This is a genomic window from Serratia sp. B501 (genome assembly GCF_051172315.1).
Classification (GTDB): Bacteria; Pseudomonadota; Gammaproteobacteria; order Enterobacterales; family Enterobacteriaceae; genus Serratia; species Serratia ureilytica.
In genome coordinates, this window is sequence record NZ_JBPIZB010000004.1 from 299887 (window position 1) to 324454 (window position 24568).

At 61.9% G+C, this 24568-nt stretch carries 25 protein-coding genes; 17 read left to right on the forward strand and 8 right to left on the reverse strand.

Annotated features, from left to right (window positions below):
* Positions 1-48 precede the first annotated feature (48 nt).
* The 6 genes from ACSBQV_RS14980 to ACSBQV_RS15005 are packed head-to-tail and all read right to left on the reverse strand — an operon-like array spanning position 49 to position 5773.
* Entirely contained in the window at positions 49-819 is a 771-nt protein-coding gene (locus ACSBQV_RS14980) for a 3-hydroxybutyrate dehydrogenase (RefSeq protein ID WP_099785681.1), read from the reverse strand.
* Between the two features lie 12 nt (positions 820-831).
* On the reverse strand, positions 832-2226 hold the full coding sequence (locus ACSBQV_RS14985; RefSeq protein ID WP_197809601.1) for a GntP family permease: 1395 nt from the start codon (positions 2224-2226) through the stop codon (positions 832-834).
* Between the two features lie 42 nt (positions 2227-2268).
* Positions 2269-3192, reverse strand: coding sequence for a 3-hydroxyacyl-CoA dehydrogenase family protein (locus ACSBQV_RS14990; protein ID WP_099785685.1), 924 nt, complete (start codon positions 3190-3192; stop codon positions 2269-2271).
* Positions 3193-3210: 18 nt separating this feature from the next.
* Positions 3211-4395 (reverse strand): acetyl-CoA C-acetyltransferase, encoded by a 1185-nt coding sequence (locus ACSBQV_RS14995; RefSeq protein WP_099785734.1) that lies wholly within the window; start codon positions 4393-4395, stop codon positions 3211-3213.
* Positions 4396-4409: 14 nt separating this feature from the next.
* A complete protein-coding gene (locus ACSBQV_RS15000; RefSeq protein WP_025305151.1) occupies positions 4410-5063 on the reverse strand; it encodes a CoA transferase subunit B in 654 nt (217 codons plus the stop codon).
* Between the two features lie 11 nt (positions 5064-5074).
* A complete protein-coding gene (locus ACSBQV_RS15005) occupies positions 5075-5773 on the reverse strand; it encodes a CoA transferase subunit A (RefSeq protein WP_004933280.1) in 699 nt (232 codons plus the stop codon).
* A 168-nt stretch (positions 5774-5941) separates the two neighbouring features.
* On the opposite strand from ACSBQV_RS15005, the gene ACSBQV_RS15010 reads away from it, so the two are divergent.
* The 5 genes from ACSBQV_RS15010 to ACSBQV_RS15030 all read left to right on the forward strand — a co-directional run bounded on the left by ACSBQV_RS15010 (position 5942) and on the right by ACSBQV_RS15030 (position 9172).
* Positions 5942-6841, forward strand: coding sequence for a LysR family transcriptional regulator (locus tag ACSBQV_RS15010; RefSeq protein WP_099785687.1), 900 nt, complete (start codon positions 5942-5944; stop codon positions 6839-6841).
* A gap of 108 nt (positions 6842-6949) precedes the next feature.
* Positions 6950-7954 (forward strand): hypothetical protein, encoded by a 1005-nt coding sequence (locus ACSBQV_RS15015; protein WP_099785689.1) that lies wholly within the window; start codon positions 6950-6952, stop codon positions 7952-7954.
* Positions 7954-8343 (forward strand): hypothetical protein, encoded by a 390-nt coding sequence (locus tag ACSBQV_RS15020; protein WP_072626664.1) that lies wholly within the window; start codon positions 7954-7956, stop codon positions 8341-8343. The genes ACSBQV_RS15015 and ACSBQV_RS15020 overlap by 1 nt, the downstream gene beginning before the upstream one ends.
* Positions 8344-8370: 27 nt before the next feature.
* A complete protein-coding gene (locus ACSBQV_RS15025; RefSeq protein WP_099785691.1) occupies positions 8371-8763 on the forward strand; it encodes a hypothetical protein in 393 nt (130 codons plus the stop codon).
* 13 nt (positions 8764-8776) lie between these two features.
* Positions 8777-9172: a hypothetical protein gene (locus ACSBQV_RS15030; RefSeq protein ID WP_099785693.1), complete on the forward strand. Its 396-nt coding sequence runs from the start codon at positions 8777-8779 to the stop codon at positions 9170-9172.
* On the opposite strand, the gene ACSBQV_RS15035 is transcribed toward ACSBQV_RS15030, so the two are convergent.
* A complete protein-coding gene (locus ACSBQV_RS15035; RefSeq protein WP_033638833.1) occupies positions 9163-9480 on the reverse strand; it encodes a hypothetical protein in 318 nt (105 codons plus the stop codon). The genes ACSBQV_RS15030 and ACSBQV_RS15035 overlap by 10 nt on opposite strands.
* Before the next feature lie 236 nt (positions 9481-9716).
* Here ACSBQV_RS15035 and ACSBQV_RS15040 point away from each other — a divergent pair, with 236 nt between their 5' ends.
* The 9 genes from ACSBQV_RS15040 (at position 9717) to ACSBQV_RS15080 (ending at position 19437) form a co-directional block, all read left to right on the forward strand.
* Positions 9717-11087, forward strand: a complete 1371-nt coding sequence (locus ACSBQV_RS15040; RefSeq protein WP_033641727.1) for a glutamine synthetase family protein — start codon at positions 9717-9719, stop codon at positions 11085-11087.
* 29 nt (positions 11088-11116) lie between these two features.
* The gene (locus ACSBQV_RS15045) at positions 11117-11527 is read left to right on the forward strand and encodes a GNAT family N-acetyltransferase (protein WP_099785695.1); all 411 of its coding nucleotides are present in this window, start codon (positions 11117-11119) and stop codon (positions 11525-11527) included.
* Positions 11528-11540: 13 nt separating this feature from the next.
* On the forward strand, positions 11541-12230 hold the full coding sequence (locus tag ACSBQV_RS15050; protein WP_099785697.1) for a trehalose-6-phosphate synthase: 690 nt from the start codon (positions 11541-11543) through the stop codon (positions 12228-12230).
* A 482-nt stretch (positions 12231-12712) separates the two neighbouring features.
* Complete coding sequence (locus ACSBQV_RS15055) at positions 12713-14434, forward strand: ABC transporter permease (RefSeq protein ID WP_033641724.1); 1722 nt, start codon at positions 12713-12715, stop codon at positions 14432-14434.
* A gap of 16 nt (positions 14435-14450) precedes the next feature.
* The gene (locus ACSBQV_RS15060; RefSeq protein WP_099785699.1) at positions 14451-15242 is read left to right on the forward strand and encodes an ABC transporter ATP-binding protein; all 792 of its coding nucleotides are present in this window, start codon (positions 14451-14453) and stop codon (positions 15240-15242) included.
* A gap of 31 nt (positions 15243-15273) precedes the next feature.
* Complete coding sequence (locus ACSBQV_RS15065) at positions 15274-16356, forward strand: porin (protein ID WP_099785701.1); 1083 nt, start codon at positions 15274-15276, stop codon at positions 16354-16356.
* A gap of 585 nt (positions 16357-16941) precedes the next feature.
* Entirely contained in the window at positions 16942-17721 is a 780-nt protein-coding gene (locus ACSBQV_RS15070) for an ABC transporter ATP-binding protein (protein WP_099785704.1), read from the forward strand.
* A gap of 111 nt (positions 17722-17832) precedes the next feature.
* The gene (locus ACSBQV_RS15075; protein ID WP_019453282.1) at positions 17833-18525 is read left to right on the forward strand and encodes an MgtC/SapB family protein; all 693 of its coding nucleotides are present in this window, start codon (positions 17833-17835) and stop codon (positions 18523-18525) included.
* 27 nt (positions 18526-18552) lie between these two features.
* Entirely contained in the window at positions 18553-19437 is an 885-nt protein-coding gene (locus ACSBQV_RS15080; protein ID WP_099785706.1) for a LysR family transcriptional regulator, read from the forward strand.
* A gap of 4 nt (positions 19438-19441) precedes the next feature.
* Here the strand turns inward: ACSBQV_RS15080 and sfnG are convergent, their stop codons facing one another.
* Positions 19442-20536, reverse strand: coding sequence for a dimethylsulfone monooxygenase SfnG (sfnG, locus tag ACSBQV_RS15085; protein WP_025305137.1), 1095 nt, complete (start codon positions 20534-20536; stop codon positions 19442-19444).
* Between the two features lie 436 nt (positions 20537-20972).
* Between sfnG and ACSBQV_RS15090 the strand changes: the two genes are divergently transcribed.
* The 3 genes from ACSBQV_RS15090 (at position 20973) to yjiA (ending at position 24550) form a co-directional block, all read left to right on the forward strand.
* Positions 20973-23153: a carbon starvation CstA family protein gene (locus ACSBQV_RS15090; RefSeq protein WP_079450037.1), complete on the forward strand. Its 2181-nt coding sequence runs from the start codon at positions 20973-20975 to the stop codon at positions 23151-23153.
* A 218-nt stretch (positions 23154-23371) separates the two neighbouring features.
* Positions 23372-23575, forward strand: coding sequence for a YbdD/YjiX family protein (locus ACSBQV_RS15095; protein WP_004953088.1), 204 nt, complete (start codon positions 23372-23374; stop codon positions 23573-23575).
* Between the two features lie 21 nt (positions 23576-23596).
* Entirely contained in the window at positions 23597-24550 is a 954-nt protein-coding gene (gene yjiA, locus ACSBQV_RS15100) for a GTPase (RefSeq protein WP_099785708.1), read from the forward strand.
* The last annotated feature ends 18 nt before the right edge of the window (positions 24551-24568 follow it).

The window sequence follows — 24568 nt, forward strand, 5'->3', positions numbered from 1 at the left end:
GGCGGGAAATAACGACGGAGCGCGTTGCGCGCTCCGGGGAAGATCTCACTACTGCGCCAGCCAGCCGCCGTCCATGTTCCAGGCGGCGCCGCGCACCTGCGCCGCCGCATCGCTGCACAGGAACAGCGCCAGCTCACCGAGCTGCTCTGGCGTGACGAACGCTTGCGAAGGCTGCTTCTCCGCCAACAGCTCATCGCGCGCCCGCTGCGGATCGGTACCGGCGGCAATGCGCTTGTCGATCTGCTGTTGCACCAGCGGCGTCAGCACCCAGCCGGGGCAGATGGCGTTGCAGGTCACGGGCGTGCGGGCGGTTTCCAGCGCCAGCGTCTTGGTCAGCCCCACCACGCCGTGCTTGGCCGCCACATAAGCCGACTTGTCTTTCGACGCCACCAGCCCGTGCACCGACGCCACGTTGATGATGCGCCCCCAGTTGCGCTCGCGCATGCCCGGCAGCGCCAATCGGCAGGTGTGGAACACCGCCGACAGGTTGATGGCGAGGATGGCGTTCCATTTCTCCACCGGGAACTGATCCAGCGGCGCCACGTGCTGAATGCCGGCGTTGTTCACCAGAATGTCCACGCCGCCGAACTCACGCTCGGCATAGTGCATCATGTCCGCTATCTGGCCCGCATCGCCGAGATCGGCGTCGTGATACCCCGGCGCGCTGCCCAGCCGGGCAACCTGCGCTTTCGCCGCTTCCACATCGCCAAAGCCGTTGAGGATCACGCGCACGCCGGCGGCGGCCAGCACGGACGCTATCCCGAGGCCGATGCCGCTGGTCGAGCCGGTCACCAGCGCGGTTTTGCCTTGTACACTCATGGTATCGCTCCTTTAAACAATGCCGGTCAGGTAGAACACGCCAATCACAAACAGCACCGCGGCGCTTTTGATCAGGGTGATGGCGAAAATACCGCCATAGGCCTGCCGGTGGCTAAGGCCGGTGATCGCCAACAGGGTGATCACCGCGCCGTTGTGCGGCAAGGTGTCCATGCCGCCGCTGGCCATCGAGGCCACCCGGTGCAGCACTTCCAGCGGAATGTGTGCCGCATGGGCGGCGGCCACGAAGTTATCGGCCATCGCCGCCAGCGCGATGCTCATGCCGCCGGAGGCCGAACCGGTGATGCCGGCCAGCAGGGTGACGCTGATCGCTTCGTTCAGCAGCGGATTGGGGATCGTCGACAGCGCCTGCGACAGCACCAAAAAGCCCGGCAGCGCGGCGATCACCGCGCCGAAGCCGTATTCGGAGGCGGTGTTCATCGCCGCCAGAATTGCGCCGCCGACCGCCGTCTTGCTGCCTTCCGCCAGCCGGCCGCGAATATTGCGAAAGCCGAACGCCACCACCAGCAGAATCCCCGACACCAGCGCCGCTTCCACCGCCCAGATGGCGGTGATCTTCGCCACATCGGTGGTGATGGGCTTGGCCAGCCCCGGCAGCGTCAGCTCGTGGCTGGCGCCGTACCACTGCGGGATCCAATGGGTGAAGCCAAGGTTGAATACCCCGACCAAAATCAGCGGCAGGATGGCGATCAGCGGGTTCGGCAGGTTGATGTCGTCCGGGGTTTCCGGCTCGTTCAGCAGATCGGTGCCGTAACCCTCCCCCTTCAGCTGCGCCTTGCGCCGCTGGCGTTCAAGATACAGCAAACCGACCGCGATGATGAACAGCGAGCCGATCAGCCCCAGCCAGGGCGCGGCCCAGGCGTTGGTGCCGAAGAAGCTGGTCGGGATGATGTTTTGGATCTGCGGCGTGCCGGGCAAGGCGTCCATGGTGAAGGAAAAGGCGCCAAGCGCCACGGTGGCCGGGATCAGCCGCTTGGGGATGCCGCTCTGGCGGAACAGCTCGGCGGCGAACGGATAAACCGCGAACGCCACCACGAACAGCGACACCCCGCCGTAGGTCAGCAGCGCGCACACCAGCACGATCACCGGAATGGCGTGGCGTCGGCCGAGAATGCGGATCGCCGCCGCGACGATCGAACGGGAGAAGCCGGACAGCTCGATCAGCTTGCCGAATACCGCCCCCAGCAGGAACACCGGGAAGTAGAGCTTCACGAAGCCGACCATCTTCTCCATAAACAGCCCGGTGAAGGTCGGCGCCACCGCGCCGGGGTCGGTCAACAGCACCGCGCCCAGCGCGGCTATCGGGGCGAACAAAATCACGCTGTAGCCGCGGTAGGCGGCCAGCATCAGTAATCCCAGTGCTGCCAGGGCAATCAAAACGCTCATCAGGCACCTCGCTATCGTTGTTATTGTCAGGTACGGCGTGCGAAATTACGGTTTCAGCGCAAAGCGCAGCTGATGCGCCCGTCGCCGTTGAATGCGTTCCCTGCGTGCGTCATCCCAAAGATAAAATCCCCGGCCGCTGCGCTGGCCGGTATCGCCGCGCTGCAGCCGCTGTTCCACCAGCGCCATCATCTCGTCGCCGGTCGCCAGCTCCGGGAACAGGTGGCGGGCGATGTCCGCCACCGTCCCCAGCCCGGTCATGTCGGCGGCCTCCAGCGGGCCGACCATGGCGTAGCGCCGCCCCAGCGAGGCGCGCATCACCTGATCCACCACCTCGGCGCTGGCGATGCCGCTGTGGACGATGTGCAGCGCCTCACGCAGCACCGCAAACTGCAGCCGGTTGCCGACAAACCCCGGCGCGGCGCGTTCCAGCAGCACCGCCTCCAGCGCCATCTCGCCCAGCAGCGCCTGCACCGCCGCCAGATGGCGCGGCTCGGTGGCGCTGCCGGGCACGATCTCCACCAGCGGGATCAGGTGCGGCGGGTGCCAAAAGTGGGCGATCAGCAGCCGCTGCGGATGGGTCATGCGCGCCGCCAGCTCGTCCGGCGGCAAGCCGCTGGTGTTGCTGGCAATCACCGCGTCGTCGGCGATCAGCCCTTCCAACTGCTCATACAGCGCGTGCTTCAGCTCGAGCCGTTCCGGGATCGCCTCGATAAGCAGCCGGGCGCGCGCTACCGCGTTCAGATCGCCGGTCACGCGCAGCCGCACCAGCGCCGCTTCGCGTTCGCCGCGATCAAACTGCCCGACGTCGCTCAGCTCGGCCAGAATACCGCTCGCCACTGCCGGCGCTTCCGCCCGGCGCTGCGGATCCGGTTCATACAGCAGCACCTCATGGCCGTGGCGAATAAAGTGGGTGGCGATGCCCACCCCCATCAGCCCGGCGCCCAGTACCGCATAGTCAGATGACTGCATCGTGCCTTCCTCGGTTGTTTACGGGCGCTCTACCGCCAGCGCCACGCCCTGCCCGCCGCCGATGCACAGCATCGCCAGCCCCTTGTTCACCTCGCGGCGCTGCATTTCGTACAGCAGCGACACCAAAATGCGGCAGCCGGAAGCGCCGATCGGATGCCCCAGCGCGATCGCTCCGCCGTTGACGTTCACCCGCTCCGCCTCCCAGCCCAGTTCTTTGCCCACCGCCAGCGCCTGCGCGGCGAAGGCTTCGTTGGCTTCGATCAGATCGACCTCCTCCAGCCGCCAACCGGCTTTTTCCAGGCAGCGGCGCGCGGCCGGCGCCGGGCCGATGCCCATGATCGCCGGATCGACGCCCGACGAGGCGTAACCGGCGATGCGCGCCAGCACCGGCAAACGCAGCGCGGCGGCTTTTTCCGCGCTCATCAGCAGCACCACGGCGGCGCCGTCGTTGAGCGACGAGGCGTTGCCGGCGGTCACCGTGCCCTCTTTGCGAAACGCCGGGCGCAGCCGCGCCAGCGCCTCCAGGCTGGTGTCGCGCGGCTGTTCGTCGCGCTCTACCCGCAGCGCTTCGCCCTTCGGCTGCGGCACCGTCACCGGCGTGATCTCCTGCGCGAAACGCCCGGCCTGCTGCGCCGCCTGCGCCTTCTGCTGCGAGCGCAGCGCGAACCTGTCTTGTTCTTCTCTGCTGATGGCGTAATTCTCCGCCAGGTTCTCGGCGGTGATGCCCATGTGGTAGTCGTTGAACGCGTCCCACAGGCCATCGTGGATCACGCTGTCCACCATCTGCGCGTGACCGAGGCGCAGACCGGCGCGCGCGCCGGCCATCAGGTAAGGCGACCGGCTCATGCTCTCCTGGCCGCCGGCGATCACCACGTCGGCGTCACCGCTGCGGATCGCCTGCACCGCCAGATGCACCGCCTTCAAACCGGAGCCGCACACCTTGTTGATGGTCAGCGCCGGCGTCGTAAACGGCAGCCCGGCGTTGAGCGCGGTCTGGCGCGCCGGATTCTGCCCGCAGCCGGCGGTCAGCACCTGGCCGAGGATCACTTCATCGATCTGCTGCGGTGCCACGCCGCTTTGCGCCAGCAGCCCCTGCACCGCCGCCGTGCCCAGTTCCACCGCCGTCAGTGGCGCCAGCGCGCCGTGAAAACTGCCGACCGGCGTGCGCGTCGCCGCCACGATCACCACTTCACGTTGTTGCACATTCACCTCCCGTTTCAGAAACGCATTTCCGGCACTTGCTCCGGCACGATCAGCCGGCCGGCGGTTTTGGCGACAATCTCCGCCACGCTGACGCCCGGCGCGCGTTCGCGCAGCACGAAGGCGCCGTCTTCAATTTCCAGGTAGGCCAGATCGGTCAATACCTTGCGGATGCAGTTGGCGCCGGTCAGCGGCAGCGTGCAGCGCGGCAGCAACTTGGACTCGCCGCCCTTCGCAGCGTGGGTCATCACCACGATGATGTTCTCCGCCCCCGCCACCAGATCCATCGCGCCGCCCATGCCCTTGACCATCTTGCCGGGGATCATCCACGAGGCGATGTTGCCCTCGACGTCCACTTCAAACGCCCCCAGCACGGTCAGATCGACATGGCCGCCGCGGATCATGGCGAACGACTGCGCCGAATCGAAGATCGACGCGCCGAGGCGCGCGGTAACCGTCTGCTTGCCGGCGTTGATCATGTCGGCGTCCAGCTGTTGCTCGGTCGGGAACTCGCCCATCCCCAGCAGACCGTTTTCCGACTGCAGCATCACGTCCATGCCCGCCGGCACGTAGTTGGCCACCAGCGTCGGGATGCCGATGCCCAGGTTGACGTAGTAACCGTCCCTCAGCTCTTGCGCCACGCGCTGCGCCATTTGTTCACGGGTAAGCATGCGAATTCTCCTTATGCCCGCAGGGTGCGTTGTTCGATACGCTTTTCGAAGGTGCCCTGGATCAGCCGATCGACATAGATGCCGGGGGTGTGGATCGCCGCCGGATCCAGCTCGCCCGGCGCGACGATCTCTTCCACTTCCACCACCGTGATGCGCCCGGCGGTCGCCATCAGCGGATTGAAGTTCTGCGCGGTGTGGCGGTAGATGACGTTGCCGAAGTGATCGGCCTTCCAGCCTTTCACGATGGCGAAATCGCCGGTGATGGCGGTTTCCATGATGTAGGGGCGGCCGTTGAACTCGCGCACCTCTTTGCCTTCGGCGATCGGCGTGCCGTAACCGGTGGCGGTGAAGAATGCCGGGATGCCGGCGCCGCCGGCGCGGATCTTCTCCGCCAGCGTGCCCTGCGGCGTGAGATCCACCTCCAGCTCGCCGCTGAGCGCCTGCTGCTCGAACAGCGCGTTTTCACCGACGTAAGATCCCACCACCTTGCGGATCTGATGGGTTTCCAGCAGCCGCCCGAGGCCGAACCCATCGACGCCGCAGTTGTTGGAAACCACCGTCAACCCGCGCACGCCGCGCCGGCGGATCTCTTCGATCAGATTCTCCGGGATGCCGCACAGGCCAAAGCCGCCCGCCAGCACCGTCATGTTGTCCGTCAGGCCTGCCAGCGCTTCCTGGTAGCTGCCGACGCGTTTGTCGAGCCCTGCCATATCGTTGCCCCTGCATGTTGCGGCGCAGGGCGAAATGCCCTGGCTTGCGTGAGGGCATCTTCAGGTCACAAAAATGATTTGTTAATTTTGTTTTTATGCCGCATTCATTTAGAATTTTTATTAATCACTCGTTAACCGACAATTAACAAAGAGTTAACGCCAACCAAAATGAAAATGAGCATCAAACAGTTACGCGCATTTTTAGCGGTAGCTCACACTCTGAATTTCGCCCAGGCCAGCGAGCGGCTGAATATTTCTCAGCCGGCGCTCAGCCTGGCGATCCGTGGGCTGGAAGACGCGCTGGGCGGGCCGCTGCTGCTGCGCACCACCCGCCGGGTGACGCTGACGCCGGAAGGAGAAACCTTCTTCCCGATGGCGCGCCAGCTGCTGGCGGATTGGGATAACGCGGAAGAGGCGATGCGTCAGCGCTTCACCCTGCAGATGGGCAAGGTGGCGCTCGCCGCCATGCCGTCGTTCGCCGGCAACCCGCTGCCGCCGATCCTTAAGGCGTTTCGCGATCGCTATGCCGGCATCAACGTGGCGGTGCACGACGTCATCAACGAACAGGTGTTTGAAATGATCCGCGAAGGCCGGGTGGAGATGGGCATCGCCTTCGAGCCGGAGCCGAGCGACACCCTGCACTTCACCCCGCTGTGCCGCGATCGCTTTCTGGCGGTGGTGCCGAAGGATTCGGCGCTGGCGCGCAAGGCGCAGGTGAGCTGGAAGGAACTGCTGACGCTGGATTTCATCACCCTGCAGCGGCCATCGGCGGTGCGGCTGCTGCTGGAGCAGGAACTGGCCCGCAGCGGGCGAACGCTGGAGGTGGCGTTTGAGAGCCACCAGTTGGTGACGGTCGGGCGCATGGTGGCCAACGGCCTCGGCGCCAGCGCGGTGCCGGCGCTGTGCGAGCAACAGATGGATGAGCTGGGGGCGGTCTGCGTGCCGCTGATCGGCCCGATTATCGAACGGCGCGTGGGCCTGATCCGCCTGGCGCAGCACCAACTCTCTTCCGCCGCGCAGGCGCTGGCGACGGTAATCGAACGGGAGATGGCGGGGAGTGACGGGTAAAGCGGCACCAGCATTTTCAGATGATTCTCCGATCGAGAGCGTGAGCCAGAACCTGTTACCACCCTGTAGAAAATGTTAAGTTTCCTAAAAATAAGGAGGCTTTTCGACATGGAACAGAAGTCCAGCAGCATCGCACCGGGCTATTGCATCGCCCAACAAACCGGCCCGCTCGCCTTCCACGCTAACTACCTGTTCGGTGGCAAGCCATCGGAAGCGGCACGCTTTTTTATGCAGCTCAATGCCGATACGCCGCTGGTTCAACCGGGGCAAATGCTGATCGTCGCCGATCCGCGCAATCATAATCAATCTACGCAGATCGCCGCCCTGATGCAGGCCAAGAGCCGCACCAGCAAAGCGGTGAAAGCCGGTGACAGCGATTTCTCTACCTTCTTGCACCGCAATTACGCCGCTATCGCCGCCTTCACCAGCTATGGGGAAACGGTCGTCGGGCTGGCTTCAGATGCCGGAGAACGCTACTTCAGCCAGATCAAAAATATCCTGGTCGAGATTGAAAAAACCTACCAAAATCAGTTCCGCACGAGTGGCGCGTTGATTGGCACCCAGTTTCAGGTGGAACGAGCGCGGCTGTTCGGTACATTAAAACCGTTACTGAATCGCCTTACTCGTGCTCAACTCAATATGAAAGAGTATGCGCAAATCAAACACGCGCTGGGGCTCTCCAGTAAATCGCTGGTGCATGAATGGAGCACCGCCGGCGTCGGCGCCATCAAGGGTTATTCGAACTACGTCGACAGCGCCAGCCGGGCGGCCAAGTTTATGAAAGCCGGCGGCTGGATCGGCATCGGATTGAGTGGGCTGAATACCACCAACGACGTCTACAACGCCTGCACCACCGGTCGCGAACAGGAGTGCGCCAAGATCGCGGTGAAGGGATACAGTCATTTTGCGGCAAGTACTGCGGCGGGGATTTTGGGGGGTGAAGGCGGTGCGATGTTAGCAATGACGGCTTGTAGTATCGTCTTAGGCGCCTCCACGTTTGGTACCGGTATTTTAGCTTGTGGTATAGCAGGCGCTGCTCTGGGTGGCGCAGCTGGCAGTTGGGGTGGCGGTGCAGCCGCCGACAGCATTACTGGTTTCATTTTTGGTGAATAATGAAAATCGCTATCGTCCTGTTCTTCACTCTGACATTGATTAGCGCCCTGGTGCAGTACCTTTACTATCGGCGCTATAAAGACGAATTTTCTGAATTCTATCAACGTTATGTGCAAAGCGCCCATCCCTTGCCTCCATTTGTCATCTTCGCGGATAACCTTGGTTTGCTCGGTGTGTCTATCAAAGCACAATGGTTCCGTTGGGTATTGAATGGCAGAAAAATAAAGATAGGGAAAAACGCTTTTCTGAGCCCTAAAACCTACGAATTCGTGAATGAAAACACATCTCAACATCTGAAGAGCTGGATTCGAAAAGACTTCATCCTAAGCGTGCTGAAAATGGGGTGTTTGGCGTTGATGTGTATCTTTGCTTTTTTGAGTAAGGCATAACGCCCCTTGAACCTTAGCCGGGGGCTTATGAAAACAGCATCACTTATTGCAGCCGTGCTGCTCTTAGTTTGTTGGCTTGCTCAATATATTTACTCTCGTCGCTATAAACGCGAGTTTGATGTTTTTTATCAACTCTATACCCAACAGGGCCACTTTGTCCCTGCTCACGTCGCAATTGCCGATGGCCTTGGCTCTTTAGGTACTTCCATCAAAGTCCAATGGTTCAGATGGATCCTTTGCGGCAAGAAAATCAAGGTGAAGAAAAACCAATATCTTCCCGCCAAGACCTATGAATTTGTTCGTCTTTCATCATCTGAACGCTTGCAGACCTGGATGAAAAACAACGGCACGCTTTTGGCGCTGGAAGGCGTGCTCTTCATCATGGCATTGATCTTTATGATGATAGCGAGAATATCGTGATTCAGGCTACTCAATGAAAACCCTTGTCATATTATGCTTAACGCTGCTGGTTTTAAGCGCCTTCATTCAGTTCATTGGCTACCGGCGCCATAAAAAAGAGTTTGACGCGTTCTATCAGCGTTACGCCGGCAGCGGACATTTTATTCCGCCCTACGTCGCCTTTGCCGACGGCCTCGGTATGCTAGGTACCTCATTGAAGGCACAGTGGTTTCTTTGGATTCTGAAAAGGAAAAAAATAAAAATAAGGGATCAAGTTTGGCTCGATGCGAAAACCTACGATTTCGTGCAAAAAACCGCCTCTCCTGAGCTACAGAAGTGGCTGGCGATGGACTTTATACTTTTGCTCGTAGAGGCCATTATTACCACCGTGGGTTGTATTTTTATTTACCTCATCAAGCATCAAGGTTGAGCAGACGCGTTGCTCCCCTCCACCGCCTGCACCGCCGCCTTCTGTGTGGCGCGCTGATATAAGCACAGCTCCCTGCCCGGCTGGTTTTTCATAAACGGCTGCGGGTAGCGCCCACCGATAAACAGCGCCGAATAGCCGACGTCATCACCGTAGTGAATAATCTCCCCTTCTACCCTGGCGTTTTTTAGCCCGCTGGCTTTCAGGCAGGCGGCGCGCATCGCCCGTTCGCTCTCGGCCCACGCCTGTGGGGAAGACGCGGTGGCGTGGAACGCGGCCAGCGCGGCGATAAGCAACCCTATTCTCTTCATCGTTATCTCTCCTTCTACGGCCCGTCTCGCCAGTATAGACCGTGCCGCCCCGGCCAACCCGCCGCGCTCTTTACGGCATTTTTATTCCGCGCCCCGTTAACGTTACGGCGTTTTTACAGACAGTTTTTGCCGCCGCAGATACCCTTTTCACATCGCCGCTATGGCCTCACAAGAGAGTTGTCTCATGCGTTTATCCCTGCCTCTGGCCGTGACCGGTCTTCGTTCTGGAGCGCGCCATGCATTCTAATATCATCGGGTTCAATCCTCTGCTGGCAGAGCTGCCCGCATCGCCGACGCGCACCTTCCGCAAAGAGCTGGAACACTACCTGCAGCGCTATCCGGATACCGAACAGCTGGATATTTATCTGCACGATCTGAACGGCCAGCTGCGCGGCAAGCGCCTGCCGATCGCCGAAGCCTTTGGCCTGGAAAAAGGCTGCTACTTCCCGCTGTCGATCTACGCCCTGGATCTGCACGGCCGGGTGATTGAAGAAAGCGGGCTGGGGCAACGGGCGGGCGAGCCGGATCGGCTGTGCCTGCCGGTGCCCGGCACGCTGCGCCCCTGCGCACGCGATCCCGAACGCCACGCCCAGCTGCTGCTGACGATGCAAAACGCCGACGGCGACGCCTGCGAGCTGGAGCCGCGTGTGGTGCTGCAACGGGTGCTGAAGCGCCTGCACGAGCGCAACTGCTTCCCGGTGGTGGCGGCCGAACTGGAGTTCTACCTGCAGGATCCGCAGCGCCCCGCCGAGGCGGAAGCCTGCCCGACGCAGAGCTTCGCGGTGGATGCGCCCGAGCGCCACCATGCGCTGCTGAGCGACATCGAACGGCACGCGCGGCTGCAAAGCCTGCCGCTGACCGGCGTGGTGGCCGAAGCCGCTTCCGGCCAGTACGAGCTGAACCTGCATCACAGCCGGCGCGTGCTGGAAGCCTGCGACCAGATCATGGCGCTGAAGCGCCTGACGCGGCAGATTGCCGAGCAACATCACCAGCACGCCTGCTTTATGGCCAAGCCCTGCGCCCACGCCGCCGGCAGCGGGCTGCATTTTCACATCAGCCTGCAGAACGAGCACGGCGAGAACCTGCTGACCGGCGCGCCGGGCGAACTGAGCGACAACATGCAGCAGGCGATGGCGGGCATGCTGGCGCTGATGCCGGCGTCGATGGCGATCCTGGCGCCCAACATCAACGCGTTTCGCCGCTTCCGCCCCGGCATGCACGTGCCGCTGCGCGCCTCCTGGGGCCACAACAATCGCACGGTGGCGCTGCGCCTGCCCTGCGCCGACAGTGCCAACCAGCGCATCGAATACCGCCTGGCCGGCGCCGATGCCAACCCCTATCTGGCGCTGGCGGTAATGCTCGGTGGCCTGCTGCACGGGCTGGAACACCCGCTGCCACTGCCGCCCGCCGCCAACGGCTGCGAGAGCGACAACGCCGCGCCCTTGCCGCTCGGCCAGCAGGAGGCGCTGGCGCTGTTCCGCCACAGCGATCCGCTGCGCGAACTGCTCGGCCCGGCGTTTTGCACCCTGTGGCACACCTGCAAAAGCGCCGAACTGCGCCGCTTCGAGGAACAGGTCACCGCCGCCGAACTCGGCTGGATGCTGTAACCACCCGGTTCATTAACCTAAGGATAATCATGAATATGCAACCGCAACGGGCGCCCGCACAGCCGCTGCTCTGCTGGCGCAAAGGCGTTTTTCATATCAGCACCGATCGGCAGTTGTTGGATATCGACGCGATCCAGCGTTTCCTCAGCCTGCCGGATCGGGCGGCGGCGGAGCGCTTGGTGCACCACGGCCTGTGCTTCGGGCTGTACCGCAAGCGCCACCTGCTCGGCTTCGCCCGCATGGTGACCGATTACGCCACCTTCGCCTCGGTGAGCGAACTGTTCGTCAGCGCCGAATACCGCGGCGTCGGGCTGGGAAGCTGGCTGGCGCGCTGCTGCCTGGCGCATCCGGCGTTGCGCGGCCTGCGCGTCACGCTCCCCGCGCTGCAAGCGCCCTGGCGCGCCGACTGCGCGGCGCACGCCCTGCGCGCCCTTCACTGATAAGGAGACCCCCATGTCTCGTTTGGTGCTGATTTCCAACAAGCAGTGCGACGGCAAGGATCTGGCCTGCGCCGGCCGGACGCTGGCGGCCGACGCCGAACCGGGGCTGTGGCTCGGCTGGAACGGCGACGTGCAGAATTTCGCGCAGCGCCCGGTCCACTGCCGTCAAGGCGCCGGTTACGATCAGGTGACCTTCCCGCTGTCCATCGAAGAGTTTCGCCGCCACTATCAGGGCTACTACCACGACGGCCTGTGGCCGGTGTTCCACAACCAGCCGGAGAAGGCGCACTTCACGCCGGAAAACTACCGCGCCTACCGGCAGCTGAATCGCCGTTTCGCCGATATCGCCTGCGAACACCTGTGCCCGGGCGATATCGTCTGCATCGACGATTACCAACTGCTGCCCTGCGCCCAGGCGCTGAAGGAACAGGGGCTGCTGAACGCCTGCGCGTTCTTTTTCCATCTGCCGTTCCCGTCAGCGGCGCTGCTGCGGCGCATCCCGGAACATCGCCAGCTGATCGCCTCGCTGCTGTTCTACGATCTGATCGGCTTTACCACCACCGACGATCGCAACGCCTTTCTCAGCTGCCTGGCGGCCGAGTTTCCGCTGGAGATGCTGCCCGACGACCAGATCCAGGCCAACGGGCATCTCTTCGCCACCGGCATTTTCCCCGCCGGCATCAACGGCAGGCAGGTTTATTGATGTTACGGCGCGCGGTATTCAGGCGCGCCGTTTTATTTCGCCGCGATTTATTTTCACCACATTTACCGCCATCAAAATAGGTTATTTTATTTTCTGAATATAGCGATTAAAAAATGAATATTCATCCTGTTACATATCAACCGTAAAAACCACGCACCGCCAATTGCTTTTTATTAGCAAAACACATTACCCTCTCCGTGCCATATTTAAACCGAGGAGGGCCCTATGGGCGATGAAAGTTTTAGTTTTACGCTAATGCTATTGGGCGCCTTTCAGTAATGCCATCCACGTTGCATTCTGAAAGATACGGAATGCGGCAACCGCTCCCCTTCTGACGGCCTTTCCCGCTCTGCCTGCCCGCCCATCGCCTCGCTGCGAAAATAACGTTTGTCTCAACCGCTGTGGCGGTATTTATCTGATGTCGCCGGGCCTATTACCCGAGCGCCGACGGATTTCTTATGGGAAAAATAAGGTATTGCGTTATGCAAAATAACCGGGGTACATCTGTTTTCAGAAAGTCTTATTTAAATGACTTTATCGTTATCGCCATCGGCGTTTTCTTCATTGCCTTTTTTATTCGCGCGTGGGGCGACATGCACGGCGACTTCAATGAACAAAACGTCTCTGCCATTAGTCTCGATGCCTGGAACCTGCTTTATTATTCGCTCAGAACCAGCATGCGTTTTCTCCTCGGCATGGCCTGGTCGCTGCTGTTTTCTGTGGTGTTCGCCGTGCTGGCCGCGCGCTATGCGCCGCTGCGCCGGGTGATCCTGCCCTTCGTCAACTTTATGGAGTCGGTGCCGCTGGTGGGGTTCCTGACCTTCACGACCGTGTACTTTCTCAACCTCTACCCACACAGCGTGATGGGGCTGGAGTGCACCGCCATCTTCGCGGTGTTTACCGGCCAGGCCTGGAACATGATGCTGACGCTGTATCAGACGCTGCGCATCGTGCCCAAGGAGCTGGACGAAGCCGCCCGCAGCTTCAATTACAACCCGTGGCAACGCTTCTGGCGGCTGGAATTCATCTATTCGGTGCCGGGCCTGCTGTGGAACGCCATGGTGTCGCAATCCGCCGCCTGGTTCGCCCTGGTGGCCTCCGAAGCCATTCCGGTCGGCGATCGCTCGGTCGAACTGCCCGGCGTCGGCTCCTATATCGCCGAAGCGCTGGCGCAGCAGAACGTGCCGGCGATCCTGTATGCGATCGTCGCGCTGGCCGCCAACATCGTGCTGCTCGATCAGCTGGTTTTCCGCCCGCTGGTGCGTTACACCGCCCGCTTCAAATACGAAGACGTCACCGCCAATCGGGCGCTCGGCAATCCGTGGTTCTACAACAGTCTGGCCTTTTCGCACGTCGGCGCGGCGCTCGGCCGCACGCTGCGCGCGCTGGCTGATCTGTGGCTGTTCAAGCTGCCGCGGCTGTGGTACGCCCTCGGCCTGCACCGCCTGTTTCGCCTCGCCGCCAAAGGCAATTGGCTGTGGCGCAGCCTGTGGTATCTCGGCGTGGTGCTGGCCTGCGTCTGGTTCGGTTACCGGCTGTGGGAATACTTCCCCAAACAGTACTTCGCCATGCTGCCGGAGTGGATGCTGCTTACCACTGCGCGCGTGGCCGCGGCCATGCTGCTCAGCGTAGCGATCTTCACGCCGCTGGGGGTGTGGATCGGCCTGAATCCGCGCCTGGTGAAGATCTTCCAGCCGATCATCCAGATCCTGGCGGCCATTCCGCCCAATATTTTCTACCCGCTGATCGCCGCCTTCATCGCCATTTATCATCAGGATCTCGGCTGGTGGGCCATTCCGATGATCATGCTGGGCACCCAGTGGTACGTGTTGTTCAACGTGATCGCCGGCGTTTCCGCCATTCCGACGCAGATCACCGAGGTCAGCGAAACCTTCGGGCTGCGCCGTTTCCGCTGGTGGCGCTACTACATGCTGCCGGCGATCTTCCCCTACATCGTGACCGGCATCATCTCCGCCGCCGGCGGCGCCTGGAACAGCGCCATCGCCGCCGAAGTGATCCAGTGGGGCAGCACCACCCTCAGCGCCACCGGGCTGGGCGCGTTCATTTCCGTCGTCACCGACGCCGGCAAGAACCCGGAGTCCGCACTGGGCTGCGCCGCGATGTGCGCGCTGGTGGCGCTGTGCATCATCTTCGTCTGGCAACCGCTGTATCGCATCGCGGAAACCAAATTCAAATATGACTGATCAAAGGGGGAACAACATGCTGACTCAAGACGTGATTATCAGCGCCCGTCGGTTGAACAAGACGTTTATCGGCGAAAACAAGCGCCCTACCCCCGTGCTGCGCGACGTGTCGCTGACCGTGCACGCCGGCGAGTTTGTCACCATTCTGGGGCAATCCGGTTCGGGCAAGTCCACGCTGCTGCGCATGCTGGCCGGGCTGATCCCACCGGACAGCGGCACGCTCGCCCTGGCGGGCAAACCGGTCTGCGGCCCGAGCGCCAACGCCGGCATGGTGTTTCAATCCTACGCGCTCTACCCCTGGCTGACGGTGTACGACAACATCGCCTTCGGCCTGCTGGCGCAAAAGCTGCCGCCGCAGACGATCGCCGAGCGGCTGGGAGCGCTGCTGCGCCTGGTGGGGCTGAGCGGCTATGAGCACGCCTGGCCGCGCGAGCTGTCGGGCGGCATGCGCCAGCGCGTGGGCTTCGCCCGGGCGTTGGCGGTAGAGCCCGATGTCTTGCTGCTGGACGAGCCCTTTTCCGCCCTCGATATCTTTACCGCGCAAAAACTGCGCAGCGATCTGCTGGCGCTGTGGGGAGACAACCGGCTGCGCACGCGCGCCATGGTGATGGTGACGCACGACGTCGAAGAGGCGGTGCTGATGTCCGATCGGGTGCTGATCCTGGACGCGACCAGCAAACGGATCGATGACGAATTCAGCATCAATATTCCCCGCGCGGCGCGCAACCGGGACAGCCTGCGGCACCTCACCGATCGGATCCGCAGCTGCCTGTACAAAAAAATCGCGCGGGCGCAACCGGCCGGATAAGGCCGCATTTTCGTTAACTCAGGGTAGTGAAATGAAACATAAAAGCTTACTGATGGCGCTGGTCATCCTGCTGCCGGCGGCCGCCGCCGGGGCAGAAATCGTCAACAAAGACGGCAATAAACTGGATCTGTACGGCCAACTGAACGGGGTGCATTACTTCAGCAGCGATGCCGACAATAACGGCGATCGCTCCTACACCCGTTTCGGCTTCAAAGGCGAGACGCAGATCGCCGACGGGCTGACAGGGTATGGCCAATGGGAATATCAGGCGGGGCTCGATCAGGCGGAAAGCGCCGGGCCGGGCGACAGCTATACCCGGCTGGGCTTCGCCGGGCTGACGTTCGGCCGCTGGGGCAGCCTGGACTACGGCCGCAACTACGGCCTGCTGTATGACGTGGCCGGCTGGACGGACGTGCTGCCCGAATTCGGCAACGACAGCTACGAAGCGGCCGACAACTTCATGACCGGCCGCGCCAACGGCCTGCTGACCTACCACAACCGCAGCCTGGGCGGGCTGTTGGACGGTCTGGATCTCGGCTTGCAATATCAGGGGAAGAATCGGGGGGACGACGCTCTGCGGGCGAAGGATATTCAGACGCAAAACGGCGATGGCTACGCCTTTTCCGCCACCTACGACACCGGCGCGGGGCTAAACTTTGGCGCCGCCTACGCCAACTCTGCGCGCACCCTGGCGCAGCAGCGCTTCGGCCTGGCTGACGGCGATCGCGCCCGGGCCTGGACGCTGGGGCTGAAATACGATCTGGACAACCTCTACCTGGCGGCCAGCTATGCGCGCACCGAAAACATGACCTATGTCGACGGCGATCGCTACGCCGGCTTCGCCCCCCGCGCGGACGCCGTCGAGGCGGTCGCGCAGTATCACTTCGATTCCGGCGTCACGCCCTCGGTGGCCTACCTGCAAACGCGCGGCCGTAACCTGCCCGGCATCGGCGACGCCGATCTGGTCAAATACCTGGATCTGGCGCTGAACTACAGCTTCAACGCCAATATGTCAACCTACGTGGAGTACAAGCTCAACCTGCTGCAACGGCAGAACGCCGTCGGCGCCGGCGCCGACGACATTGTCGAAACCGGCATCATGTATCAGTTCTGACCCGATACCGGCCGCAGCGCGCGCTGCGGCCGGTTCATTATTTGTCTTGCGCCCGCCCTGTTATTCTCTCGTTTAATTCAGGTTTATATTTCCATAAAATAGCGTCTATATTCATTCTCATGATTTTCGTTGACGCCCCGTTTAATAAATAAAGAAAAACTTTCCCGCATTCATATTAAATTACATTTTGCCGCGATAATTCCGCCTAACCACATTGAATCACAGGCAATATCACGCGTATTATGGCCACACGAAAAATAACGGGGGAATGATATGGACGGCGACAGTTGGTTGTTTATTTTATTGTTGGAATCGCTGAGGTCACAGGAGCAATAGTCATCCCATTGCATCCTGAAAGTGTCAGGATATGCGTCAGTTACTACATCCCTTCGCTTTACCCCTTCAGCGCATGGCCTCCGCGCACGCCGCTCCGGCGCGCCTGACAGGCTAATCCTTCCAGCATACGCTTATTAACAGTCCGATAACGCTCAGGCTTATTTGCGCTCGCATTTATTTTACCCCTGCGCGGCGATAACTATCGGCCATTTTTCCATGCTCATATTTTTAATTGAGTGGAGAAACATCATGATGGTAAAAAAAACCACGTTGCTGACGGTTAATAACGTCAGCAAAAGCGTTCAGCCTACCGGTAAAGAAAAACGCCTGGTGCTGAATGAAATCAACCTGCGCCTCTACGATAACGAGGTCGTCAGCATTTTGGGGCAGTCCGGCTCGGGCAAATCCACCCTGCTGCGCATACTTTCCGGCCTGATCGCGCCGGATCTGGGCACCGTGATGCTGGGGGATAAAAAAGTCTCGGGGCCGAATCCGCAGATCAACATGGTGTTCCAGACCTTCGCCATTTTCCCGTGGCTGAACGTCTACCAAAATATCGCCTTCGGGCTGCAGGCGCAGGATCTGCCGCCGCAGGTGGTCGAAACCCAGACGCTGAAAATGCTCGATCTGGTCGGGCTCGCGCCCTACCGCGACGCCTACCCGCGCGAGCTTTCCGGCGGCATGCGCCAACGGGTCGGCTTTGCGCGCGCGCTGGCGGTAGAACCGATGCTGCTGTTGCTGGATGAGCCGTTTTCCGCGCTGGACGTCTATACCGGCGAACACCTGCGCAGCGATCTGCTGCGCATCTGGAGCACGCGCCAGATCAAAACCCGCTCCATCGTGCTGGTGACCCACAGCGTAGAGGAAGCGGTGATGATGTCTGATCGCATCCTCCTGCTGGGCGCCGGCACCCTCGACGGCTGCTATCACATCACGCAGCGCCGCGAGGCGCGCACCCGCGAGGGGATGCAGCCGCTGACGGACAAAATCAGCGAGACGCTCAGCCGGCAGATCGCCGCCGCGCACTGAGCGCCGCCCTGGCCTGGCGGGACGGGTCCCGCCAACTTAACTACCTGTTTATCAAGAGTCACCCCGCCACGGGTGGCTCATGATAAGCGGATAATACATCGAGTTATTATCATGCATTTCATTCATACACTGCTGACGCTGCTGACCGCGTCCGTCCTGGGCGCGGCCATCGGCTACGAAAGACAGTTCCGCCAGCGCACCGCCGGGCTGCGCACCAACACGCTGGTGGCCACCAGCGCGGCGATCTTCGTCCATCTGGCCATGACCATCGACGGCAGCGGCGGCGCGGTGCGCGTCATTTCCTACGTGGTCTCCGGCGTCGGCTTTCTCGGCGCCGGGGCCATCATGAAAGAAGGGATGAACATCCGCGGCCTGAACACCGCCGCCACGCTCTGGGGCTCCGCGGCGGTCGGCGCCTGCGCCGGCTGCGGCCTGTACGGCGATGCGCTGGCCGCGACGCTGTTCGTGCTCGCCGCCAATACCCTGCTGCGCCCGCTGGTCAATATGGTCAACAAACAACCCTTCAATGACGTTAACGGTGAATCCACCTACCAGATTTGCGTCATTGCCTTCGAGCATGAGCAACGTGAGGCGCTGGCCAAATTCAAACAGGTGCTGCAAGGAGAAAACTGCTTTATCTCGCATCTGGATATCGAACCCTTTGGCGACGACGACGTGGAGATCACCGCCACGCTGATGCCGGCCTCCGTCACCACGCCGGTACTCGACCAGACCATCAATAAACTGCTGAACGACAGCATGATGAAACAGGCCTATTACAGCCGCATCGCCGGCTCCGGCTGATGCCGTTCACTTCCAGGGAGATCAACCATGAAAACCATGCCAAAACTGACTCATCTGACGATGTTCAAAGACATCGTTCACTGTGGAAGCTTGCACGAGGCCGCGAAAAAACTGGCCGTCTCGCAGCCGACGCTCAGCCGGGTGCTTAAAGAGCTGGAAATGACCATCGGTGCGCGGCTGCTGGAGCGCAGCAACCGCGGCGTGCGCCTGACGGCGGTCGGCGAGCTGTTTTACCGGCGGATAGACGCCGCCACCAATCAGTTGCTCAACGCGTTTGACGAGCTGCGCGGCCTGAGCGCTGACGGCGAGAAGCGCCTGCGGGTGGGGATGAGCGTCGATCCGCTGCTGTGCTACCTGCCTCAGGTGCTCGAAGGCTTCAACCGCCGCTACCCGCATACCCGGGTGACGGTGGTGGAGGACGGCCCGGAAGGCCTGCTGGCCCGGCTGCGAAACTGCGAGCTGGATTTGGCGGTCAGCAGCCTGAACGGCGCGGCGGGCGGCGCCGATCTGGCCATGCAGGCGCTGAAAAGCGAGCGCTTCTCGCTCTATCAGGGAGGCGATCTTACCGCCGCCGGGCAGCCGCCGGCCGAGGCCAAATGGGTGGTGCCGCGCTCCTGCTCGGTGGGGCACGCCGCCATCCGCGAGATCGCCGAACGTTACACGCCGCACGGCCAGATCGTCGAGACCGACTCCTTTCTGGCGACCTGGTGCCTGGTCAGGCAGCAGGGCTATATCGCGCTGCTGAGCGATCGGGTCGTCGCGCACTACGCCCCGCAGCTGCACCTGCAGAAAATCCCGACGCAGGGGATCGACATCAGCGCGCGCTTTTATGTCTTTACCCGCCATGAGCCGGCCACGCCGCCGCTCAGCGCCGCCTTTATCCACCTGCTGCAAACCCTGCAAACGGGTTGAACGCTCAGGCCGCCGCCCGCTGGCGCTCCAGTTCGCGCACCAGCGGGATCACTTCACGGCCGAAGTACTCCACCTCTTCCTGGAAGTGCAGAAACGCCAGCAACAGCAGATCCACCCCGGCGTCTTTCAACGCGATGATGCGCTCGGCGATCTGCTGCGGCGTGCCGATCAGGTTGGTTTTAAAGCCGTCGTTATACTGCACCAAATCTTCGAAGGTGGACTTGGCCCAGTTGCCCTCGCCCTCGGGCGAGGCCGCCCCGGCGTTTTTCACCTCGTGCCCGAAGCCCTGCACCGCCTCCGGGTTGGCGTGATCGATGATCTCCTGCAGCACCGCCTGCGCCGCCTGTTCGCTCTCGCGGGCGATGACAAAACCGTTCACCCCCACCTTCACCCGATGGTGATTGGCCTGCGCCTTGCTCTGGATGTCCTCCACCTGCCGGCGAATGCCCTCCACGCTGTTGCCGTTGGTGAAATACCAGTCCGAGACCCGCGCCGCCATGTCGCGCGCCGCGCGTGAGCTGCCGCCCTGGAAAATTTCCGGCAACGGCGCCAGCGGCTTCGGCTTCAGCGAGTAGTCGCGGAAACGGTAAAAATCGCCGGCGAAGGTGAAGCTGGGCTCAGTCCAGATGCCGCGCAGGCAGCGGATAAACTCTTCCGAGCGCAGGTAGCGCTCCTCATGATCCAGCCACGGCTCGCCGATGGCCTTGAACTCGCCGCGGAACCAGCCGCTGACAATGTTCACCGCGATGCGCGCGTTGGAAAGATGGCTGATGGTGGCGATCTGTTTGGCCGCCAGCGTGGGGTTCCACGGCCCCGGCAGCAGTGCGGCGATCACTTTCAGCTTTTCGGTGGCGTCCAGCAGGGCCTGAGAGAACGACACCGATTCGTGCTGGTTTTCCGCGCCGTAACCGGCGGTGAAGCGGATCTGGGTAAGCGCGTAGTCGAAACCGGCGCGCTCGGCGATCTGCGCCAGCTTGCGGTTATAACCGATGTCCCAACCGGTGCGCTGCGGGATATTGCTGATCACCAGGCCGCCGGAAACGTTCGGCACCCAGTAGGCGAACTGAATCGGCTGCTGTGAGTGGTTTGCTGCTGACATGCTTCTCTCCCTCTGACCGTCGGCGCCGTTATGCGGCGCGCATATAACCATTATTGATTTCCAAATATTGAAAACCTTGTTTTGGTTATAAAACCGATAGCAGGATGCGTGCCAACCGCCGCGTTAAGGCATCTGGCTGAAAAACCGGGAGTTTAAAGCCGACGGGTGCGGGCGGGTGCTGCATTGGCAACAGCGGCTGACGGGCGGCTGTTGGTTATGCAACAAACCGCTTACCCCGTCAATCCAACCGTTCACCCGGCGGATCTGACCGCTGACCGAAATACGCCTGTCTTCCCCCCTAACCCCCGGCGATGATGAGCTGTTCCTAAACCCGCCTTACCTCGGGAAAGACGCTACGGCTCGCCGCGCCACTCTGACATCTCTTACAAGCGGACGAGTTCATTCATATTTTGCAGACTGGAATTAAGGATACCTCATGAAACGAGAGGGGATTTTAAAGCACATTCCGTGGATGCTGCTGGGGATACTCGGCGCAGCCTGCCTCGGCGTGGTGGCGCTGCGCCGCGGCGAACACATCAGCGCGCTGTGGATCGTCGTCGCTTCGGTGGCGGTGTATCTGGTGGCCTACCGCTACTACAGCCTGTACATCGCCACCAGGGTGATGAAGCTGGACGCCGGCCGCGCCACCCCGGCGGTGGTCAACAATGACGGCCTCAACTACGTGCCGACCAACAAGAACGTGCTGTTCGGCCACCACTTCGCCGCCATCGCCGGCGCCGGGCCGCTGGTGGGGCCGGTGCTGGCCGCGCAGGTCGGCTACCTGCCCGGCACGCTGTGGCTGCTGGGCGGCGTGGTACTGGCGGGGGCAGTGCAGGACTTTATGGTGCTGTTCATCTCCTCGCGCCGCAACGGCGCCTCGCTCGGTGAGATCATCAAAAAAGAGATGGGGCCGATACCGGGCACCATCGCGCTGTTCGGCTGCTTCCTGATCATGATCATCATCCTGGCGGTGCTGGCGCTGATCGTGGTGAAAGCGCTGGCGGAAAGCCCGTGGGGCGTGTTCACCGTCTGCTCCACCGTGCCGATCGCGCTGTTTATGGGCATCTACATGCGCTACCTGCGCCCCGGCCGCGTGGGTGAAGTGTCAATCATCGGCATCGTGCTGCTGGTGGCCGCCATCTGGTTCGGCGGCGTGGTGGCGCACGACCCGTACTGGGGCCCGGCGCTGACCTTTAAAGACACCACCATCACCTTCACGCTGATCGGCTACGCCTTTGTCTCCGCCCTGCTGCCGGTGTGGCTGATCCTGGCGCCGCGCGACTACCTGGCCACCTTCCTGAAAATCGGCGTGATCGTCGGACTGGCGATCGGCATCGTGATCCTCAATCCTGAGCTGAAAATGCCGGCGGTGACCCAGTTCGTCGACGGCACCGGCCCGGTGTGGAAAGGCACCCTGTTCCCGTTCCTGTTCATCACCATCGCCTGCGGCGCGGTCTCCGGCTTCCATGCGCTGATCGCCTCCGGCACCACGCCGAAGCTGTTGGCCAATGAGACCGACGCGCGCTTTATCGGCTACGGCGCGATGCTGATGGAGTCCTTCGTCGCCATCATGGCGCTGGTGGCGGCTTCCATCATCGAGCCGGGCCTGTACTTCGCCATGAACACCCCGCCGGCGGCGCTGGGCATCACCATGCCGGATCTGCACCGCCTGGGCACCGAAGACGCGCCGATGATCATGGCTTCGCTGAAGGACGTGACCGTGCACGCAGCGGCGGCGGTCAGCTCCTGGGGCTTCGTCATCAGCCCGGAACAGATCCTGCAGACCGCCACCGACATCGGCGAACCTTCGGTGCTGAACCGCGCCGGCGGCGCGCCAACGCTGGCGGTGGGCATCGCCCACGTGTTCCACCAGATCATTCCGGGCGCCAACATGGGCTTCTGGTATCACTTCGGCATTCTGTTCGAGGCGCTGTTCATCCTGACCGCGCTGGACGCCGGCACCCGCTCCGGCCGCTTTATGCTGCAGGATCTGCTGGGCAACTTCGTGCCGTTCCTGAAGAAAACCGACTCGCTGGTGGCCGGCATCGTCGGCACCGCCGGCTGTGTCGGGCTGTGGGGCTACCTGCTGTATCAGGGCGTGGTGGATCCGCTCGGCGGCGTGAAGAGCCTGTGGCCGCTGTTCGGCATCTCCAACCAGATGCTGGCCGCCGTGGCGCTGGTGCTGGGCACCGTGGTGCTGATTAAGATGAAGCGCGCGCAATACATCTGGGTGACCGTGCTGCCGGCGGTGTGGCTGCTGATCTGCACCACCTACGCGCTGGGCCTGAAGCTGTTCAGCGACAACCCGCAGCTGGAAGGCTTCTTCTTCCTGGCCGGCGAGTACAAACGCAAAATCGCCGAGGGCGGCGCCGAGCTGAGCGCCCAGCAGATCGCCAACATGAACCACATCGTGGTGAACAACTACACCAACGCCGGGCTGAGCATTCTGTTCCTGCTGGTGGTGTACAGTATCATCTTCTACGGGGTGAAAACCGCGCTGGCGGCGCACAAGAACCCGAAACGCACCGATCAGGAAACGCCTTACGTGCCGGTGCCGCAGGCCGCGCCCGCCGACGGCGTAACTGAGGGGGAGGTCAAAGTTTCGACCCAGCATTGATGTGATTTAACGGATACCCTGCATAATAAACGTTAAGTAGTACCCAAAGCCGCACGGCCTACGTATCGCAAGATGCCAGGCGTGCGGCGCGATGCAATCGAGATACCCGGGGCGACCCGGAGGTGGGGCATCCCTGCGGGAACCCCATCCCCCGGCTTCCCCTAATATCAGGCTTAAGCAAGCGCTGTAGTGATGCAGGGTAAAGTTGGAGAAGGCTTATGTTCGGAAATCTCGGCCAGGCGGGGAAATATCTCGGGCAGGCGGCGCGCATGTTGGTGGGCGTGCCTGACTACGATACCTACGTCCAGCACATGAAAGACAACCACCCGGACAAGCCGGTGATGACCTATAAAGAATTTTTCCGCGAGCGCCAGCAAGCGCGCTACGGCGGCGACGGCAAAGGCGGCATGCGCTGCTGTTAACCCGCAGTCACAAGGATCCGTATGAAACCCATTGCAGTCACCATCCTGACCGGCTTTTTGGGCGCCGGCAAAACCACCCTGCTGCGCCACATCCTGAACGCCGACCACGGCTATAAAATCGCGGTCATCGAGAACGAGTTCGGCGAAGTGCCGATCGACGACGCGCTGATCGGCGATCGCGCCAGCCGCATTACCACCCTGAGCAACGGCTGCATCTGCTGCAGCAAGTCCAACGAACTGGCGGACGCGCTGCTGGATTTGCTTGACGGCGTCGACAGCGGCCAGCTGGCGTTCGATCGGCTGATCATCGAATGCACCGGCATGGCCGATCCCGGCCCGATTACCCAGACCTTTTTCTCGCACGAGATCCTGTGCGAGCGCTTCCTGCTGGACGGCATCATCACCCTGGTGGACGCGGCGCATGCCGAGCAGCAGCTGAGCCAGTTCAGCATCGCCCAGGCGCAGGTGGGCTACGCCGACCGCCTCCTGTTGACCAAAACCGACGTAGCGCCGGACTGCGAGGCGCTGATCCAGCGGCTGCAGCGGATGAACGCCCGCGCGCCGGTCTACAAGGTCACGCACGGCGACATCGATCTGAGCGTGCTGTTCGACATCGAAGGCTTCACGCTGAACGACAAGCTGAACCTGACGCCAGCCACCCCGCTGTTCCGCCGCATCCCGCAGCCGCAGAGCGACATCCGCTCAATTGTCGTGACGCTGGAACGCCCGCTGCCGCTGATGCAAATCTCCGACGTGATGGAAGGCCTGCTGCTGGAATACGCCGACAACCTGCTGCGCTACAAAGGCATTCTGTCTATCGAAGACGAGCCGCGCCGCCTGCTGTTCCAGGGCGTGCAGCGGCTGTATAACGCCGACTGGGATCGAGAATGGCTGCCTGAGGAAGAGCGCAAGAGCACGCTGGTGTTTATCGGTGTGGATTTGCCGGAGGAGGAGATTCGGGAGCGGCTGCGTTGAGCCAGGAGAAGTGAACGC

Coding starts and splice junctions, on each gene's coding strand:
- ACSBQV_RS14980 (WP_099785681.1), bottom strand. CDS start 819: ATGAGTGTACAAGGCAAAACCGCGCTGGTGACCGGCTCGACCAGCGGC.
- ACSBQV_RS14990 (WP_099785685.1), bottom strand. CDS start 3,192: ATGCAGTCATCTGACTATGCGGTACTGGGCGCCGGGCTGATGGGGGTG.
- ACSBQV_RS15000 (WP_025305151.1), bottom strand. CDS start 5,063: ATGCTTACCCGTGAACAAATGGCGCAGCGCGTGGCGCAAGAGCTGAGG.
- ACSBQV_RS15005 (WP_004933280.1), bottom strand. CDS start 5,773: ATGGCAGGGCTCGACAAACGCGTCGGCAGCTACCAGGAAGCGCTGGCA.
- ACSBQV_RS15010 (WP_099785687.1), top strand. CDS start 5,942: ATGAAAATGAGCATCAAACAGTTACGCGCATTTTTAGCGGTAGCTCAC.
- ACSBQV_RS15015 (WP_099785689.1), top strand. CDS start 6,950: ATGGAACAGAAGTCCAGCAGCATCGCACCGGGCTATTGCATCGCCCAA.
- ACSBQV_RS15020 (WP_072626664.1), top strand. CDS start 7,954: ATGAAAATCGCTATCGTCCTGTTCTTCACTCTGACATTGATTAGCGCC.
- ACSBQV_RS15025 (WP_099785691.1), top strand. CDS start 8,371: ATGAAAACAGCATCACTTATTGCAGCCGTGCTGCTCTTAGTTTGTTGG.
- ACSBQV_RS15030 (WP_099785693.1), top strand. CDS start 8,777: ATGAAAACCCTTGTCATATTATGCTTAACGCTGCTGGTTTTAAGCGCC.
- ACSBQV_RS15035 (WP_033638833.1), bottom strand. CDS start 9,480: ATGAAGAGAATAGGGTTGCTTATCGCCGCGCTGGCCGCGTTCCACGCC.
- ACSBQV_RS15040 (WP_033641727.1), top strand. CDS start 9,717: ATGCATTCTAATATCATCGGGTTCAATCCTCTGCTGGCAGAGCTGCCC.
- ACSBQV_RS15045 (WP_099785695.1), top strand. CDS start 11,117: ATGAATATGCAACCGCAACGGGCGCCCGCACAGCCGCTGCTCTGCTGG.
- ACSBQV_RS15050 (WP_099785697.1), top strand. CDS start 11,541: ATGTCTCGTTTGGTGCTGATTTCCAACAAGCAGTGCGACGGCAAGGAT.
- ACSBQV_RS15055 (WP_033641724.1), top strand. CDS start 12,713: ATGCAAAATAACCGGGGTACATCTGTTTTCAGAAAGTCTTATTTAAAT.
- ACSBQV_RS15060 (WP_099785699.1), top strand. CDS start 14,451: ATGCTGACTCAAGACGTGATTATCAGCGCCCGTCGGTTGAACAAGACG.
- ACSBQV_RS15065 (WP_099785701.1), top strand. CDS start 15,274: ATGAAACATAAAAGCTTACTGATGGCGCTGGTCATCCTGCTGCCGGCG.
- ACSBQV_RS15070 (WP_099785704.1), top strand. CDS start 16,942: ATGATGGTAAAAAAAACCACGTTGCTGACGGTTAATAACGTCAGCAAA.
- ACSBQV_RS15075 (WP_019453282.1), top strand. CDS start 17,833: ATGCATTTCATTCATACACTGCTGACGCTGCTGACCGCGTCCGTCCTG.
- ACSBQV_RS15080 (WP_099785706.1), top strand. CDS start 18,553: ATGAAAACCATGCCAAAACTGACTCATCTGACGATGTTCAAAGACATC.
- sfnG (WP_025305137.1), bottom strand. CDS start 20,536: ATGTCAGCAGCAAACCACTCACAGCAGCCGATTCAGTTCGCCTACTGG.
- ACSBQV_RS15090 (WP_079450037.1), top strand. CDS start 20,973: ATGAAACGAGAGGGGATTTTAAAGCACATTCCGTGGATGCTGCTGGGG.
- ACSBQV_RS15095 (WP_004953088.1), top strand. CDS start 23,372: ATGTTCGGAAATCTCGGCCAGGCGGGGAAATATCTCGGGCAGGCGGCG.
- yjiA (WP_099785708.1), top strand. CDS start 23,597: ATGAAACCCATTGCAGTCACCATCCTGACCGGCTTTTTGGGCGCCGGC.